Source organism: uncultured Bacillus sp., assembly GCF_958411575.1.
Lineage (GTDB): Bacteria > Bacillota > Bacilli > Bacillales > Bacillaceae > Bacillus > Bacillus spizizenii.
Genome location: NZ_CATYRA010000006.1, coordinates 23,467 through 39,331, shown reverse-complemented (window position 1 = coordinate 39,331; position 15,865 = coordinate 23,467). Strand labels below are relative to the sequence as shown.

Genomic DNA, 15,865 nt, shown 5'->3' with positions numbered 1-15,865 from the left:
AAAAAGCGCCCGGCATACGCGGGCGCTTTTTTGTTATTCAGATTTTTCGCCTTTCAGCAGACACATAAAAATAATAATCAGGATAAAAGCAATCAGGGCCAGGAATGGAATGGTAATAAAACCAAACCAGTTAATATATTGGCCTGAGCACGGCACGCCGCTTACACACGGCTTAATGCCTGAAAAGCCGGGCACTTTTTGCTCTAAGTAGTGCATGATCGAAATAAACGCCCCGATAATCGCCATCGGAAGCACATATTTTTTCACGCGTGTGTCCCCTTGAAAGGTGGCGATGCCCAAAAGCAGGACGAGCGGATACATGAGGATACGCTGGTACCAGCACAGTTCACAGGGGATGAACTTTCTGATTTCACTGAAATACAGGCTGCCAAGCATAGCGACAAGAGCCACAACCCAGGAAGCATATAAACATACAATTCTATTTTTCATATGATTACTTCCCTTTCAGCTCTTTCTCTATCGTTTCTTTGATTTCATCATAATCCATAAATTTGTTAATTACTTTATCATTTACGTAAATCGTCGGTGTTGCCTGTATATTCATTTTTTGATTAAGCTCAGAATCCTTTTCCACTTGAGAAGCGAATGTTTCCTTATCAAGATTGTCCTTGAGCGTCTCAGGTTTTATCTTTGTGGTGCTTTTTGCTAGATCACCGAGAACGGCTGGAGTCACCCATTCCTGTTCTGTGTCCGGCTGTTTTTCGAACAGCTTTTCATGGAATGCCCAGAAAGAATCAGGATCTTCTTTCCAGACTTCTTCTGATGCAAGAGCCGCTAATCTTGAACCTTTTCCATGGAACATGACGTTCACGAATGAAAATTTCACATCGCCCTTATCAATAAAGTCTTTTTGTATTTTTGGAAAGATGTCACTGTTAAACACCTTGCAAGATGGACATTTGTAATCTCCGAATTCTACTACAGTTACCGGTGCATCATCCTTGCCAAGCACAGGCTGGCCTTTGATAGACGGCTGTCCGGAAACCGCTTCATTGCCTTGTTCCGTTTTGTTATTAAAGATGACAATGGCTGCTAGTAAGACAACAACCACAACCGTAAGGATGACCGCGAATTTCGCAGAAGACTGCTGTTTCTTTTTCACTCCGACACCTCATCGTTTTAAAATTAAAAAAAGAAGCGGATCGCAATAGACCCACTTCTTTATTTTAACAAGACAAGTGCCTATAAGAAAACCCCGAAAAAATGAATTCTCTCCGACAATTTATCCGTTTTTGAGACGCATGACGCGCATCGCGTTTGCCACAGCGAGCAGTGTAACGCCGACATCTGAGAAAACCGCTTCCCACATGGTTGCAATTCCAAATGCTCCAAGAATGAGAAAGATCGCTTTCACACCTAAAGCAAAGCCGATGTTTTGCCACACGATTCGGCGTGTCCGTTTCGCAATCCGAATTGCTTCCGTTATTTTTGACGGCTGATCTGTCATCAGTACGACGTCTGCGGCTTCTACCGCGGCGTCTGAGCCAAGGCCGCCCATGGCCGCTCCGATATCTGCGCGCGCAAGCACCGGCGTATCATTGATGCCGTCACCAACAAAAATGAGTTTTTCATTTGGCGAAAGCTTGGCTTCTAATGCTTCGACCCGCGCAACTTTATCCTGCGGCAGCAGCTCTGCATATACCTCGTCGATGCCAAGCTGTTTTCCGACGGCTTCTCCCGTTTGTTTCGAATCACCTGTCAGCATAACTGTCTGTTTGATTCCAAACGATTTCAGATCAGCAATCGCCTGTGCTGCATCTTCTTTTACTTCATCCGCTATGATGATTGCTCCGGCATACCGTTGATCAACAGCAATGTGTACGATTGTTCCGGCATTTAAAACCGGGACACCCTCAATCTGTTCTCTTTCCATGAGCTTTTTATTTCCAGCAAGGATCTCTGTTCCGTTTACTTTTGCAAAAATGCCGTGGCCGGATATTTCCTCATATGACTCTATCGCGTCAGAGGAGAGCATTTTCCCGTAAGCTTTTCGCACAGATTCGGCAATCGGATGCTGGGAATGAAGTTCAGCATATGCCGCCGCTTCAAGTAAACTTTCCTTTGTAAATCCTTCAGCAGGTTTGATTTCTGTCACTTCAAAGCTGCCTTTTGTTAATGTTCCTGTTTTATCAAACACCGCGTATTTGACTTGATTCAAGGCTTCTAAATAATTGCTTCCCTTCACAAGCACTCCGGCCTTTGAGGCTGCTCCGATTCCGCCGAAGAAACCGAGCGGAATAGAGACAACAAGCGCACATGGACAAGAAATCACTAAGAAAATAAGTGCACGGTACACCCAATCCGAAAGTGCGGCGCCAGGAAGAACCAGCGGCGGGACAAAGGCCAGCAATACCGCGATGATCACAACAGCAGGTGTATAATACTTGGCAAACTTCGTGATAAAGTTTTCTGTCCGGGCTTTACGGCTGCTCGCATTCTGAACCAAGTCTAATATTTTTGATACTGCAGACTCCTGGTAGCCCTTTGTGACTTCAATATGCAGAACGCCGTTTTGATTAATGAAGCCTGACATCACATCTTGTCCTTCTGCAGCTTTTCTCGGAACGGACTCACCTGTCAAAGCAGACGTATCAACCATCGCTAATCCCTGCACGACCTTACCGTCAAGGGGTATGCTTTCTCCCGGATTGACCACAATGATGTCTCCTATCTGTACGTCCTCCGGAGAAACCAGTTCGATGCCGTTCTCTGTTTTGACATTGGCGTAATCAGGCCGGATGTCCATTAACGCACTGATTGATTTTCTGGACCGGCTGACCGCGGCTCCTTGAAAAAGCTCACCAATTTGGTAAAACAGCATAACTGCGACGCCTTCAGGGTATTGCTGAATCAGAAAAGCGCCGATTGTGGCAAGAGCCATTAAGAAATGCTCATCAAACACCTGACCGCGAGTGATGTTTTTAACTGCACGGATGATAATGTCACCGCCGATGATCAAATAGGCAGCGAGGAAAAGGAAAAATTCAATTGTTCCGGAATGAACCAAATATGCCGCTGCCCCGAGAATGACAGCCGCCGCCATTCTGATCAGCATATTGATCATTCGATGACGATAGCCGTCATCAGCTGATTTCTTTTTATGTTTTTGACGAACCGTTACATGCGGATCGATTGATTTTACTTTTTTCTCTACTTTATTGGTGACCCATTGCTCTTCTTTCCCATCGGCTGAGACAGTTAAGGTGCTTGCCGCAAAATTTACCGCGCATCCGTCAATGCCTTTTATGCCTTTGACTCCATTTTCGATTTTTTGAGCACAATTGCTGCAATCCAAACCGTCCAGAACGTATTCCTGTTTCACTAGTCTCACCTTACCTTCCGATTTAGGGTTCCCTCTTCAAAACGTATCAATGAGTGTTGGTATTGGATTTTTATATATGAGCATATACTCATATATTGGTTACATCTATTATATGTCGTTTTCCAAGAAAGTGTCAATGTAAAACAAAAACCGGCATATAGCCGGTTTTTATTTTACTTTCTGCAGACGCAGCGCATTCAGAACAACGGAAACGGAACTGAACGCCATTGCTGCACCCGCTATCCATGGCGCTAAAAATCCGAGCGCCGCGATGGGGATGCCGAGGCTGTTATAGCCAAGCGCCCAGAATAAGTTTTGTTTAATGTTTTTCATTGTCAGTCTGCTCATGCGAATTGCGTCGGCAATGCTGTTCAGGTCGCCGCGAATCAACGTAATGTCTGCTGTTTCCATAGCAATGTCCGTGCCTGTTCCAATCGCCATGCCGATATCGGCTGTGGCAAGCGCCGGCGTATCGTTAATTCCATCGCCTACCATGGCCGTCTGCCGACCTTCTTTTTGCAGGCGGGAAATTTCTGCTGCCTTTTGTTCAGGAAGGACTTCCGCTATGACACTCGTAATCCCCGCTTCCCTGGCGATGGCTTCAGCGGTTCTGCGGTTGTCTCCTGTCATCATGATGACATCCAGGCCCAACTCTTTCAGACGGGCTACTGCCGCCCGTGACGTGTCTTTTATCGTATCGGCAACCGCTACAAGGCCCGCGGCTTCACCATCAATGGATACAAGCATAACTGTTTTCCCTTCTGCCTCAAGTTCTTCCATTTGGGCAAGAAGGGCTCCATGCTCAACCTGTTCGCTCTCCATTAACTTTCTTGTGCCGACGAGAATGGTTTTTCCTCCGGCTTCAGCCAAAATGCCTGAGCCGATTTTTGCTTCAAAGCGGGTCAGATTCGGTATCTCAAGCCCTTTTTCTTTCACACCTGCTACAATCGCTTCACCGAGCGGGTGCTCTGATCCCATTTCAGCTGCCGCCGCAAATTGAAGCAGATCAGTTTCTTCAAAACGGCCGAACGGAATGGCATCTGTCAGTCGCGGCTTCCCGTTTGTCACAGTTCCGGTTTTATCGAGAACAATCGTATCGAGACGATGTGTTTTTTCTAAATGCTCGCCGCCCTTAAAGAGAATCCCAAATTCAGCAGCGCGCCCAGATCCAGCCATAATGCTCGTCGGAGTGGCAAGGCCCAGGGCGCACGGGCAGGCAATGACGAGAACTGCAATAAACTTACTGATCGCTTCGGAAAAATCGCCGGGAGCCGCCCAAAGATACCAAATGATGAAAGTGAGAACGGCAACCCCCAAAACGATGGGTACAAAAATACCGGAAATCTGATCAGCGAGACGCTGAATCGGCGCTTTTGATCCTTGTGCTTCCTCGACAATTTTGATGATATGAGAAAGTGCCGTATCCTTTCCAACGTTGACAGCTTTGATTTTCAGGAAGCCGTTTGCGTTGACGGTTGCACCTGTCACGCTATCACCTGGATTTTTGTCAACAGGAAGGCTTTCTCCTGTAATCATCGATTCATCTACTGCCGAGCGGCCTTCAACTACTTCTCCGTCGACAGGAATTCGTTCGCCCGGTTTGACGTAAACAATGTCATTGACAAGCACTTCATCTATTGGAATGATTTTCTCCTGTCCGTCTCTTACGACAGTTGCTGTTTTGGCTTTAAGCTTCATCAACTTTTTAATGGCATCTGAAGAACGGCCCTTTGCTTTTGTTTCAAACAGCTTGCCTAATAAAATCAACGTCAGCAAAATTGCGCTTGTTTCATAGTAAAGACCGTCTGTATGCCCATGGGAACCGACGCTTCGAATCGTAAGATAAAGACTGTAAGCGTAAGCAGCCGACGTTCCGAGCGCGACCAATACATCCATATTGGCGCTCTTATTTCTGAGCGCCTTATACGCCCCCGCATAAAACGGCCAGCCGATCAGAAACTGGACTGGTGTCGCCAGCGCAAACTGCATCCACGGATTGAGGAAAATATCCGGCACCCAAATGAACGATGTAAACGTAAAATGGCTCACCATCGCCCAAAGCAATGGGAATGACAGAACCGCTGAAAAGATCAGTCTCGCCGTTTGCTTCCGTTCTTCTTTCTTTTTAGAAGCTGTCGCTTCACGCTCCTCATCGCCCTTGGGCTGAAGCTTATATCCCAGCTTATCTACCACTTCTTTCAAATCGGTGACAGACGTTTCTTTTGGATTGTACTCGATTGTAACGGTTTCTAGAGCGAAGTTTACAGGAGCATTTGTGACGCCTTCTATTTTGTTAAGCCGCTTTTCAATCCGATTGGCGCAGGCCGCACAGGTCATGCCCTCAATATCGAATTCAGCTTTTTCTGTTATGACGTGATAGCCCAGCTTTTCAATTTTTTCCTGAATCGCTGCCGCCCCTGTTTCAGCAGGATCGAAGGTGACATTTGACGTTTCGGTTGCCAGATTGACATTGGCATCTGTGACACCCGGCATCCGCTTGAGTCCTTTTTCAATTCTGGATGCACATGCCGCACAGGTCATCCCAGATACCCTCATCGCGATTTCCTTTTGTTCACTCAACATACTCACTCCTTTATATACACCCGGGGGGTATATAAAAATGAAAGAAATATCGCGCCTCCATAAAGGCGCGATACCTTGAATCATTCGGCTACATCATAGCCCTGATCTTCTATCGCATCCGCAATATCTTTGACTGATACTTTGTCAGCATCAAACGAAACATCGACTTTTCCTGCTTCCAGATTGACATGGACAGCATTGACGCCGTCCAGTTCTCCTACGCTTGATTCCACTGCTTTAACGCAGTGCTGACAAGACATTCCTTCAACTTGCAATGTTTTTTGTTCCATATGAATTCCTCCTGTTTGTTCTTTCTGTTTTCATCCTACCATACCCCCGTAGGGTATTACAATAAAAAAAGACTTTATGATTTAGTGAACTTTTTAAATACGTCCAAAAGCTCAGAAATGGCCTGTTCTCCGTCTCCGCTTTTGATGGCATCTGCTACACAATGATGGGCATGATCCTCAAGCAATTGAAGCGCCACATTTTTCATTGCCGCCTGAACAGCTGAAATCTGCACAAGAATATCTACACAATATCTATCGTTTTCCACCATATTTTGAATCCCTCTGACTTGGCCCTCTATCCGCTTCAGCCGGTTTGTGATTTGATCCTTTTCTTTCGAGCTTTTATGGTTTAATGCTTTATGTTCGTTATGCTTCTCCATGCGTACACCTCTGTTCCTTATATTAATTCCCATTATACTGATTGTCCAAACTGTTGTCTAAGCATGCCGCGGCAAAAATAAATCAGTTAGGTTTTACCATTTGTTCAGGAGGGTATATACTTCTTGTGAAAACGCTTTTAAAGGGGAGAAGAAAAGTGGATACGATAAAGGTTGGGATATTAGGATACGGACTTTCTGGTTCTGTTTTTCACGCACCGCTGCTTGCTGTTCTGGATGAGTATTACGTCAGCAAGGTCATGACATCGCGGACAGAAGAAGTGAAACGGGATTTTCCGAATGCTGAAGTTGTGCATGAGCTTGAGGAAATAACAAATGACCCAGCCATTGAGCTTGTCATTGTCACCACCCCGAGCGACCTTCATTACGAGCATGCTATGGCATGCATTCAGGCTGGAAAACATGTTGTAATGGAAAAACCGATGACAGCGACGGCCGAAGAGGGGGAGAAGTTAAAGAAGGCTGCTGATGAAAAAGGTGTATTGTTAAGCGTATATCATAACCGACGTTGGGATAACGACTTTTTAACGATTAAAAAGCTGATCGCTGACGGATCCCTTGAAAATATCAATACATATCAAGTCTCCTATGACCGCTACAGACCTGAGGTTCAAGCACGGTGGCGGGATAAAGAAGGCGCTGCCACTGGTACACTGTATGATCTCGGCTCCCACGTCATAGACCAAGCCCTGCATTTGTTCGGGATGCCTAAAGCCGTTACTGCAAACGTGATGGCCCAGCGTGAAAATGCGGAAACGGTTGACTATTTTCACTTGACTCTAGATTACGGCAAGCTCCAAGCCATTCTATACGGAGGATCGATCGTTCCGGCAAACGGCCCTCGTTATCAAATCCATGGACAGCATTCTAGCTTTATAAAATACGGAATCGACGGACAGGAAGACGCACTCAGAGCGGGAAAAAAACCGGAGGATGACAGCTGGGGTGCGGATGATCCGGAGTATTACGGACAGCTGACAACCGTTCATGGCACGGACAAAAAAACAGAAACCATCCCATCAGTAAATGGTTCCTACCTTACCTATTACCGCAAAATAGCGGAAAGCATACGGGAAGGCGCAGCGCTGCCCGTCACCGCTGAGGAAGGAATTGATGTCATCCGCATCATTGAAGCCGCAATGAAAAGCAGTGAAGAGAAACGTACCATTATACTGGAGCACTAAATAAAAGCCTCCCCATTTCTCAAGGGAGGCTTTTTCATTAAAATGTTTTTCCTGCTTCTTTCGCACGCGCAATCGCGTCTTCTTTAATTTGCTGTGCTTTATCAGGCTCCGCATTATGACCCTCTACAAAAATGCCATCGAAGGATGGTACACCGAAGAAGTTCATCATGATGCCGATGTAGCGGTGGCCCATTTCCATTTCAGCCGCAGGACCCTCTGAATAGTAACCGCCTCGTGCTTGGATATGAATCGCTTTTTTATCAGTTAACAATCCGATAGGGCCTTGTTCAGTGTATTTGAATGATTTTCCTGCAACTGCAACAGAATCAAGATACGCTTTCATTACTGGCGGGAATGAGAAGTTCCATAAAGGAGTAACGAATACGTACTTATCAGCAGATGCAAATTGGTCGCTAAGCTCTCCCAGACGGCCGACTTTTGCTTTTTCGCTATCAGAAAGCTCTTCAAAGCCTGTGCCTGATTGAAGCTTGCCCCAGCCGCTGAATACATCCGCGTCAATGTGCGGGATGTTTTCTTTGTACAAATCGATATGTACAACTTCATCATTAGGGTTCGCTTCTTTGTAAGATTCGATGAATGCTTTACCTGTTGCCATACTGTAAGAAGTTGCTTCATCATGTGGGTGAGCAGTGATATACAATACTTTTGCCATTTTAACCAGCCCTTTCGTTTTTAAAAATTACACATCAATTATTATCATACAGATGCACTGCCAATATTCTTTCTCTCTTATGCTTTATTATAGAGACAATAAAAATTACTTTCAAGTAAAATATCTCGAATTAAAGATTATTTAACTCTTCCAAACTGTTCACTTTTCAAAAGCTGTCCGCAAGCCGGAATACAGTGCGGAGAGCTCTTTGCTGATCCTCGGGTAGTAAGGAACATGCGGTACTTGTATGTTCGCCGGCATCCTTTTCATCAAAGCGGATTGCTCAGCCTGTTCAAAAAATGCCCTTAGCTGCTTCATCTCTTCTTCAGAAAACGGAGCAGGCGGTCGATGATGGGCTTGGGCCGAGAGCAAATAATACCCTAAGTGCTGAGCACCGGAAATGGCAGGCCATAGCGCATCCGCATGAGTATTGGGAAATTCCCCAAGCGCCTTGTCATACGCATCCCGAAGCTTGACTAGGCTCACCCTTAACCGGTGTTCGTCTGCTTTCTGCCCGGTTAACAGCTTCTCCATAAACTGCCCTTCCGCCCGGATCACGTCTCGCATCAGTTCAGGCAGCCGCTTCGTTGAAAACCGCCTCCACAAGAGCATCGTTCCCAATAGTCCGATCACACTGCCGACAGCTACATCCGTCAGCCTCGCTATCATAAAATAACCGACGTCCGCGCCGCCATGCATGCTTTCTGTGATGACAAGCGCATTTGCGGTCAAAAAAGGAACGGCCAGCGCATAATTGCGGACAATCAGCATCTCAAGAAGACATTGCAGCGCTGCAATACATAACGCAATATAAACACCGCCCGGCTTAACAAACAGGATTGCGCCTGCCAGCCCCACACCGATCACAGTTCCTGCCGAACGCTGAATGGCCCTGTGAAGCGTAAAGACAACAGTAGTGCCAAGCATGACCGCTGCTGCCGAAACCGGAATCCAATAGGAGCGTGCAAAACCGAATGTGAGGGCAAACATATCGGCGGCAAACAGCACAATCCCGTACTTTAACGACCGTATCAAGACGGGAGACTGCCAGTCAAAGGCATTTCTCAGAAAGTAGAAAGAGGCTGGCAGGCGGCTCGGTTCCTCGTCCAGCTGCTTATCAAACCGCCCTAAAGCGATATGCAAAGCATCATTGATTTCTCCAAACAGCTTCCGGCTTGGCTCTGATTCATTCTCGTTAATCTGAAATGCACTGGAAACACGGGCATGCCCAAGCATATCTCCGGTTTGGCGGAGTGCCCTTTCAATCTGTGCCTTCTCTCCGTCTGGCGTTTCAGCTGAAAAATGAATAATAGTAAGGAATATGTCGTCAGCCTTTTCGAGCAGACGGAAAAAACGTTCATCATGCTGCGATTTTTTCTTCCTGTTCCCCTTGCCGAGAACCGTTTGACGAGCTGTTCTGAGCATGAGCACCGTCTGATGCTGCGCGTTATGAAAGCCTGACGTCCCGACGGCCGAAAGACATGCTGCCAGCTGATGATATGTTTTTTGCAGAACAGCCTCCTCCGGTCCATGTTTGCTCCATAACCAGCCGATTAAGGCGATGCCCATGGCGAAAATGCCGCCGAGAAACGTCAATCCCGCTCTGAACAGCGCTTGTGAAGGATCGGCCGGCAGCCCGGAGCTGACTAAAAAAGAAAGAACAAAAAACATCGGCGCAGGGCCTTGTATACCGAGCGCGCTAAAGATAAACATCACCGCTGCACCGATCAGCCCCAGGACAGCCGCCATCATCCAAACCGTACCGGACAAAAGTGTGCCTAATCCAAATGAAAGAGCGATCCCAATGGAAACTAAGAGCAGCTTCAAAGCGCGCTTTTTATACGATTCACCGCCCGCATATAAATAAACAAAGCCCCCGATGCTTGCAGTTAAACCGTAATCCGTGTGCCCCGCCAATGCGCCGATCAGCACAGGAAACCCCGAGGCGACGCCTGATCCGATTGCCTTTTTCCATGGAAAGGGATGTGCATGAATGCGAAAGGCATCTTTCACAATGCTTGGCATGGTTCTTTGATTGTTCTCAGTAGTCTTGTTCATATGACAAAATCCTTTTCAATGAATATGTAGAACTCTTCCCGCTTATCCGCTATAGTATGTCCCAATAACGTTAAAAAAGCAGAGACCGTACCGTCTCTGCCTGTCTTACATCAATTTATTCGCAATATCCTGAATTGGCTTGATCCAGTTGCTGTACGTCAGCTCGGCTGCTTTTTTTCGATCCTTCTCCTTACATGCCTGAATGATTTGTTCATGCTCTTCAATCGAATTTTGCGGCGATTTGAAAAAAAGATATTCGAGCCGAAGAAAATGCATATGAAGAACAGATGTGAAATTCCGGATATATTCATTATCGGCCGCATCAATCATGACATCATGAAACGTTTTATCAAGCCCAAGCACTTCATAGATTTCATTTCGGTCAATAGCCGCCTCCATTTGCTGATTGATCGCCGCCATCTCCTCCAAGTGGGATGACTCAATGTTTTCGATAGCCAGTTCGGCAGCGGTGGATTGCAGAGCCGCCATTGGCGGATACACCTTGAAAACATCATTTTTTTCAATTTGTGAAATTCTTGTTTCTTTCCCCGGTGACATTTCAACAAAGCCTTGTACTGCCAATAATTGCAGAGCTTCTCTGACTGGCGTTCTGCTGACGCCAAGCGCTTTCGCTAACTCGTCATCATTGATTTTTTCTCCGGGAGCAAGAATGCCTTCCACGATCCATTTTTGAATTTGTTCCAATGCAATCGTTTTAGCTGTCTGCCTGACAGGCTTCGGGGTATTTGACGGGATTGGCATAAAAGCATCACCTCTGAATATTGGTTTGTTTTCTCAACGCCGCCGATTTGCCGGCATTCTTCTTTTGCGATAAAACAAAAATCATTGCCAAAATACACGCTGCCCCTGCCGCTTGATATAATCCAAAGGACACACCGAGCCACAGGATAGAGGATGCCACTGCCGCAACCGGCTCAGTGCACCCAAGCATGCTAGCTTCTTGCGGAAATAAATATTTCAAGCTTGTCAAATACATATAAAAACCCAATAGCGTTCCGAAAATGACAATAAAACCGACTGATACGTTCTCAGAGATCGTCCATCCCTGTACATCAACGTCCCATGGTGGATGAATAAAGCTCATGCCAATGCCTCCGATTAGCATTCCCCAGCCAATCACGAGAGCAGATCCCCATTTTTTCAAGAGAGGGCTGGAGTATAGCGTATAAAAGGCAAGAGCCGCAGCAGAAAGCAGGCCCCATATGACAGACAAAGGCGAGACGGTTAAATTATTAATACTTCCATTGGTCAGCAATAAAAAAGTGCCTCCCAAGGCCAGCACAAGTGCGCAAATATCTGCTAACTGAAAGGAATTCTTCCGAGTCACAAGCATAAACAGCACAATCATAACGGGTGCCAAGTACTGAAGAAGCGTAGCTACAGCTGCATTTCCGGTTCCGATTGAAGCTAAAAATGTATACTGAACGCCCAGCATGCCGGCAATCCCGAAAACAATCAGCTGGATAGCCGATTTTTTATCCTTCCATATCTCCCACACAGCACGTCTGTTTTTACCGGCAGATAGAATCATCAGCAGAAGCAGGCTAGATAAAAGCAAACGCACGGTGACAAGCCACTCCACCGACACATTACTTGTTTCAAACAAATGCTGGGCAACAGTTCCCGATAATCCCCAAAAAGCAGCTCCGACAATGACCATAAAAAATCCGTACATCCGTTGTTTTTGAGTCGCCAATGTACATCCTCCTGACAGGTAATATGCAATATATTACATATTATATCGTTTCACTTTTCTGAAAACAAAGGTTTCTTTACAAAAATAGTGACATAAAAAACCTCTCCCATTTGGGAGAAGTTAAAAGACACTGCGGACCAAACCGCCGTCCGCCCGAAGTGCTGCGCCATTGATCGCAGAGGAAAGCGGACTGCTTAAAAATGTAACGAAGTGGGCGATTTCTTCCGGCCGGATCAGTCTTTGAATGATGGATGTCGGCCGGTTTTCTTTCATAAAACGTGCCTCAGCTTCTTGAACCGTCAGGTTTTCATCAGGATACAGCGAATTCAGCATTGTTTCCACACCCTCTGTTAAGGTAGAACCCGGCATGACGGTGTTGACTGTGACATTTGTGCCGGTTGCCAGCTCCGCCAAACTGCGGGAAATGGACAGCTGCATCGTTTTTGTCGCACTGTAATGGGCCATTTCCTGTGACGGCATAATCGCCGCTTCACTGGCAATGAAAATCACACGCCCTTCTTTTTTCTCTATCATGTTGTGCAAATACTTGCGTGTCAGCCTTACTCCGCTCATAATGTTCACTTCAAAAAAACGAAACCATTCATCATCAGGAATATCAAAGTACTCCGCCGGTTCAAAAATTCCTAAATTGTTGACCAAAATATCAACCTCAGGGTATGCCTGAAACAGGTCATTGCAGCCTTCCTCTGTTCCCAAATCATATGCGGCCGGATAAAGGACCGCTTCAGAATATTGTGTTTTCAATTCATCTATCGTCTGATTCACTTTCTCTTCCCGGCGTCCGTTAATGATCACTGCCGCACCTTCTTCAGCTAACGAAGAGGCAATAGCTTTTCCGATCCCCGATGTCGACCCAGTCACCAATGCGGTTTTTCCTTGTAAATTCAGCTTCATTCTTCATCCCTCCGTTTTGTTTCCTCTTATTTATTGACAGAAATCTGATTGGTGAAACATCTGCTATGCAATCAGTATGAAACAACTGGGATTGAAATGGAAGTACGCACTTTTTGGTGCCTGTGATCTGGAGAAAAAATAAAGCAGAACCCCTTAGGAGGTTCTGCTTTATTGTCAGTATGTATGGAGACGGTGGGAGTCTATTACCTTGGTATGGTTATGTTTTAAAATCATTACAAAACGTTGATATATAAGTTTTTTCGGTATGGTGAAAATCCCGCTCTAAACTTTAATTTTATGATTTTGTTACCAAAGTGTTCCACAAACCAATACATCTTAGTCTCTACTTACATTATAACCCCATCTGAGGATTATTTACAGACTGTTTTTTCGCTCTTGTCCTGCCTTATACTGTTATACGCAAGTCTAAAAGTATAAGGGATGTGGCTATATGAATGACAAAAAAAATGTCTTAGATCCTGGTCCGTTTTTTCATGGTACTAAAGCAGAACTGAAAATTGGAGACCTGCTTGAACCGTTGTATTTGTCAAATTATCAGGATAAAAAATCTAACCATATCTATTTTACTGGAACATTAAACGCTGCTAAATGGGGTGCTGAATTAGCAAGATCTAATTCAAAAGAGAGAATTTATATTGTAGAACCATTAGGCGATTTTGAAAATGATCCGAATTTAACTGACAAAAAATTCCCTGGAAACCCAACACGTTCTTATAGATCTAAATCTCCTTTGAAAATAGTAGCTGAATTAGGTTCATGGGAAAGGCATTCCGATGAAGAAATAAATCATATGCTTACATCTTTAAAAAAGTTAAGTGAAGAAGGAAAAAATGTAATATACGATTGATTATCGCATTATTAAAACTCCAACTGAATGCCCAATTAAAGACTTAACTAATTTGTCATTATAAGCAAGATTTAAAAAAGTGCCTGGGCAAACCGAGATGTTTTCAGATCCGGGGTTGGGGGGAGTTTTTATGTTGGAGTTAAGAGGAAGAGTTCCCCTTACAGGTGGTGGACGGCGTCCATGGTCTTCAAGAAAAAGGGCATCCCTAAGGATGGCTTTTTTCTTTTTGGCAAAGCCAAACACAGGGAATAAGTTTGAGTTTGTTTCGGAATTTAGGATATTTGTGGTTACTCCTGATCACGGAGTGCCCAGTTATACGCACCAAATTTTTTGGAGCGTTTCATGATAAATCACCTACAGGGGCTGGCCTTTGATAAAAGGAGGCGTGTAGTAGTGCCGATGAGTGACTTTGAAACAGGGATGAGATATGTATTGGCTTTGAGTGCTTAGTGCTGACGGAATAAAGCTTCAATGTGAATGAGCCTATACTTGGCTCTTTTTTCTTTTATTAACACATCTGTTTCTTTTAGTGGAGGGACGTAACGTATTCTGCCACTATACACTTATGGTTCTACTGGTAAGAGAAACATCATTTCTTATACCATAGACATATTATGGATTGCTTAACTTTTATATAACTGTTGGAAACGTTTTTTCCGTCTGCGATAATAAAATAAGAGGTGAAATCAATGAATGGTATAGAATTTTTAGAGTCTGTGTCGCAACTGGGACAAATAATTTTATTGTTCTCCGGCTACGCCCTTTATTGGAAGTTAGGTAAAACAAAAAAAGAACGAAGACTTACAAAATATGAAACTTTTCTTAGGTTCTTTGTAATATTCGGCATATTTGCATGGGTACTTTCGTTTCTTGCTTTGCATTTATGGTAACAATCTTCTGTCGATATTTTACTGATTATGTCTATTTTTTAATTTTAAATTGAATTTTTCCCTTTTTGTTAAAAAACTGGAAAGGCAGGCTTTTTTCAGAAGTAACCAAACCATGTGCTCTGGCTCCGCAGCTTTTTAAATTTCCACCCCTTAATCTCACCGGTTAGGCTGTCAATAATGCTGATAATCAGCATTAAATCAGTGTATTTCCCTCCCTAAAACAAATAAACTCTCGCTAAATCCAACGTTTCAAAGTTAATAAGCACGTTCGTTTCCTCCCTTTCTTTTGATCACCTCATTAGAGGCAAAATAGAAACATCTCCGTGGGTGTTGGTTAACTTCCTAAATCTATGATAACCAGGCTGTAGCTGGATAAGTCTGCCGAAACAGGCGATAGAGCAATTAAAAGACATAAAAAAAGCGCTCATAAGACAGCGCCGATTAAATCAGATTATAGGGTTTTTGGTTCTTTTTAGCATAGCGACCAGTACAATTGACTGACTCTACGAAAAAACCGCAGTGCCCTCAAAAGCTTTGGAAGCCTTGATAGCACTGCGGTTTCAAAGTATGTATGGAGACGGTGGGAGTCGAACCCACGTCCAGAAACATCGATTACTTAAGCGTCTACGAGCGTAGCCTGCATATTTGTAGTTTCACTCATCTTCTTGCCTGCGGGCGGGCCTTCCGAGAGCTAGTCTGTTCATCTCTTCTTACGTTCTCAGACGGGAACGCAAGCGTAGCCTACTTGGATGTGCTCTTCACAGACACATAGGCAATGTCAGGAAGAGCTCGCTGCGCTTATTAGGCAGCTAATGCTACGTTTTGGTTAAAACTGTTAGTTTTGCCAGTTATATTTAAGTGCGTGTTTACGAGATCGCCTCTCGGCTCGCAGCTCAAGCTCGATCCATCCCTGTCGAATCCGTAACGTCCCCTTGTTATAAGGGAA

General features: G+C 44.9%; 14 protein-coding genes, 1 other RNA gene and 1 pseudogene. 3 read left to right on the top strand and 13 right to left on the bottom strand.

All coding sequences use genetic code 11. The annotated features are described in order from the left end of the window. Positions 1-33: 33 nt before the first annotated feature. The 6 genes from Q5C82_RS11215 to csoR form a co-directional block, all read right to left on the bottom strand. Entirely contained in the window at positions 34-450 is a 417-nt protein-coding gene (locus tag Q5C82_RS11215) for a disulfide oxidoreductase (RefSeq protein WP_003220001.1), read from the bottom strand. A gap of 4 nt (positions 451-454) precedes the next feature. Continuing rightward, positions 455-1,123, bottom strand: coding sequence for a disulfide bond formation protein BdbD (gene bdbD, locus Q5C82_RS11210; RefSeq protein ID WP_003220003.1), 669 nt, complete (start codon positions 1,121-1,123; stop codon positions 455-457). 120 nt (positions 1,124-1,243) lie between these two features. Beyond that, complete coding sequence (locus Q5C82_RS11205; protein WP_136975876.1) at positions 1,244-3,352, bottom strand: heavy metal translocating P-type ATPase; 2,109 nt, start codon at positions 3,350-3,352, stop codon at positions 1,244-1,246. Positions 3,353-3,511: 159 nt separating this feature from the next. Further along, entirely contained in the window at positions 3,512-5,923 is a 2,412-nt protein-coding gene (copA, locus tag Q5C82_RS11200; RefSeq protein WP_003220008.1) for a copper-exporting P-type ATPase CopA, read from the bottom strand. Positions 5,924-6,006: 83 nt separating this feature from the next. Further along, positions 6,007-6,216: a copper chaperone CopZ gene (gene copZ, locus Q5C82_RS11195; RefSeq protein WP_003220010.1), complete on the bottom strand. Its 210-nt coding sequence runs from the start codon at positions 6,214-6,216 to the stop codon at positions 6,007-6,009. Between the two features lie 74 nt (positions 6,217-6,290). Next, a complete protein-coding gene (csoR, locus tag Q5C82_RS11190) occupies positions 6,291-6,596 on the bottom strand; it encodes a copper-sensing transcriptional repressor CsoR (RefSeq protein ID WP_003220011.1) in 306 nt (101 codons plus the stop codon). Positions 6,597-6,721: 125 nt separating this feature from the next. Here csoR and Q5C82_RS11185 point away from each other — a divergent pair, with 125 nt between their 5' ends. Then, complete coding sequence (locus tag Q5C82_RS11185; protein WP_003220013.1) at positions 6,722-7,798, top strand: oxidoreductase; 1,077 nt, start codon at positions 6,722-6,724, stop codon at positions 7,796-7,798. A gap of 37 nt (positions 7,799-7,835) precedes the next feature. On the opposite strand, the gene azoRB is transcribed toward Q5C82_RS11185, so the two are convergent. The 5 genes from azoRB to Q5C82_RS11160 form a co-directional block, all read right to left on the bottom strand. Next, positions 7,836-8,471: an FMN-dependent NADH-azoreductase AzoRB gene (azoRB, locus tag Q5C82_RS11180; protein WP_003220015.1), complete on the bottom strand. Its 636-nt coding sequence runs from the start codon at positions 8,469-8,471 to the stop codon at positions 7,836-7,838. Positions 8,472-8,630: 159 nt separating this feature from the next. Continuing rightward, on the bottom strand, positions 8,631-10,529 hold the full coding sequence (locus Q5C82_RS11175; protein ID WP_003220016.1) for an FUSC family protein: 1,899 nt from the start codon (positions 10,527-10,529) through the stop codon (positions 8,631-8,633). A gap of 105 nt (positions 10,530-10,634) precedes the next feature. Continuing rightward, positions 10,635-11,291 carry a GntR family transcriptional regulator gene (locus tag Q5C82_RS11170; RefSeq protein WP_003220019.1) on the bottom strand — a complete coding sequence of 219 codons (657 nt, stop codon included), beginning with the start codon at positions 11,289-11,291 and terminating at the stop codon, positions 10,635-10,637. Positions 11,292-11,298: 7 nt separating this feature from the next. Then, the gene (locus tag Q5C82_RS11165; protein WP_003220020.1) at positions 11,299-12,246 is read right to left on the bottom strand and encodes a DMT family transporter; all 948 of its coding nucleotides are present in this window, start codon (positions 12,244-12,246) and stop codon (positions 11,299-11,301) included. 120 nt (positions 12,247-12,366) lie between these two features. After that, positions 12,367-13,161, bottom strand: coding sequence for an SDR family NAD(P)-dependent oxidoreductase (locus tag Q5C82_RS11160; RefSeq protein ID WP_003220021.1), 795 nt, complete (start codon positions 13,159-13,161; stop codon positions 12,367-12,369). 451 nt (positions 13,162-13,612) lie between these two features. Here Q5C82_RS11160 and arr point away from each other — a divergent pair, with 451 nt between their 5' ends. Next, positions 13,613-14,029: an NAD(+)--rifampin ADP-ribosyltransferase gene (arr, locus tag Q5C82_RS11155; protein ID WP_003220022.1), complete on the top strand. Its 417-nt coding sequence runs from the start codon at positions 13,613-13,615 to the stop codon at positions 14,027-14,029. A 689-nt stretch (positions 14,030-14,718) separates the two neighbouring features. Continuing rightward, positions 14,719-14,919, top strand: a complete 201-nt coding sequence (locus Q5C82_RS11150) for a hypothetical protein (RefSeq protein WP_003220023.1) — start codon at positions 14,719-14,721, stop codon at positions 14,917-14,919. A 101-nt stretch (positions 14,920-15,020) separates the two neighbouring features. Here Q5C82_RS11150 and Q5C82_RS11145 read toward each other — a convergent pair. Both Q5C82_RS11145 and ssrA read right to left on the bottom strand, forming a co-directional pair. After that, positions 15,021-15,185, bottom strand: a pseudogene (locus Q5C82_RS11145) (holin); the annotation flags it as partial. 303 nt (positions 15,186-15,488) lie between these two features. Beyond that, positions 15,489-15,851: a transfer-messenger RNA gene (gene ssrA / locus Q5C82_RS11140) on the bottom strand. Between the last annotated feature and the right edge of the window lie 14 nt (positions 15,852-15,865).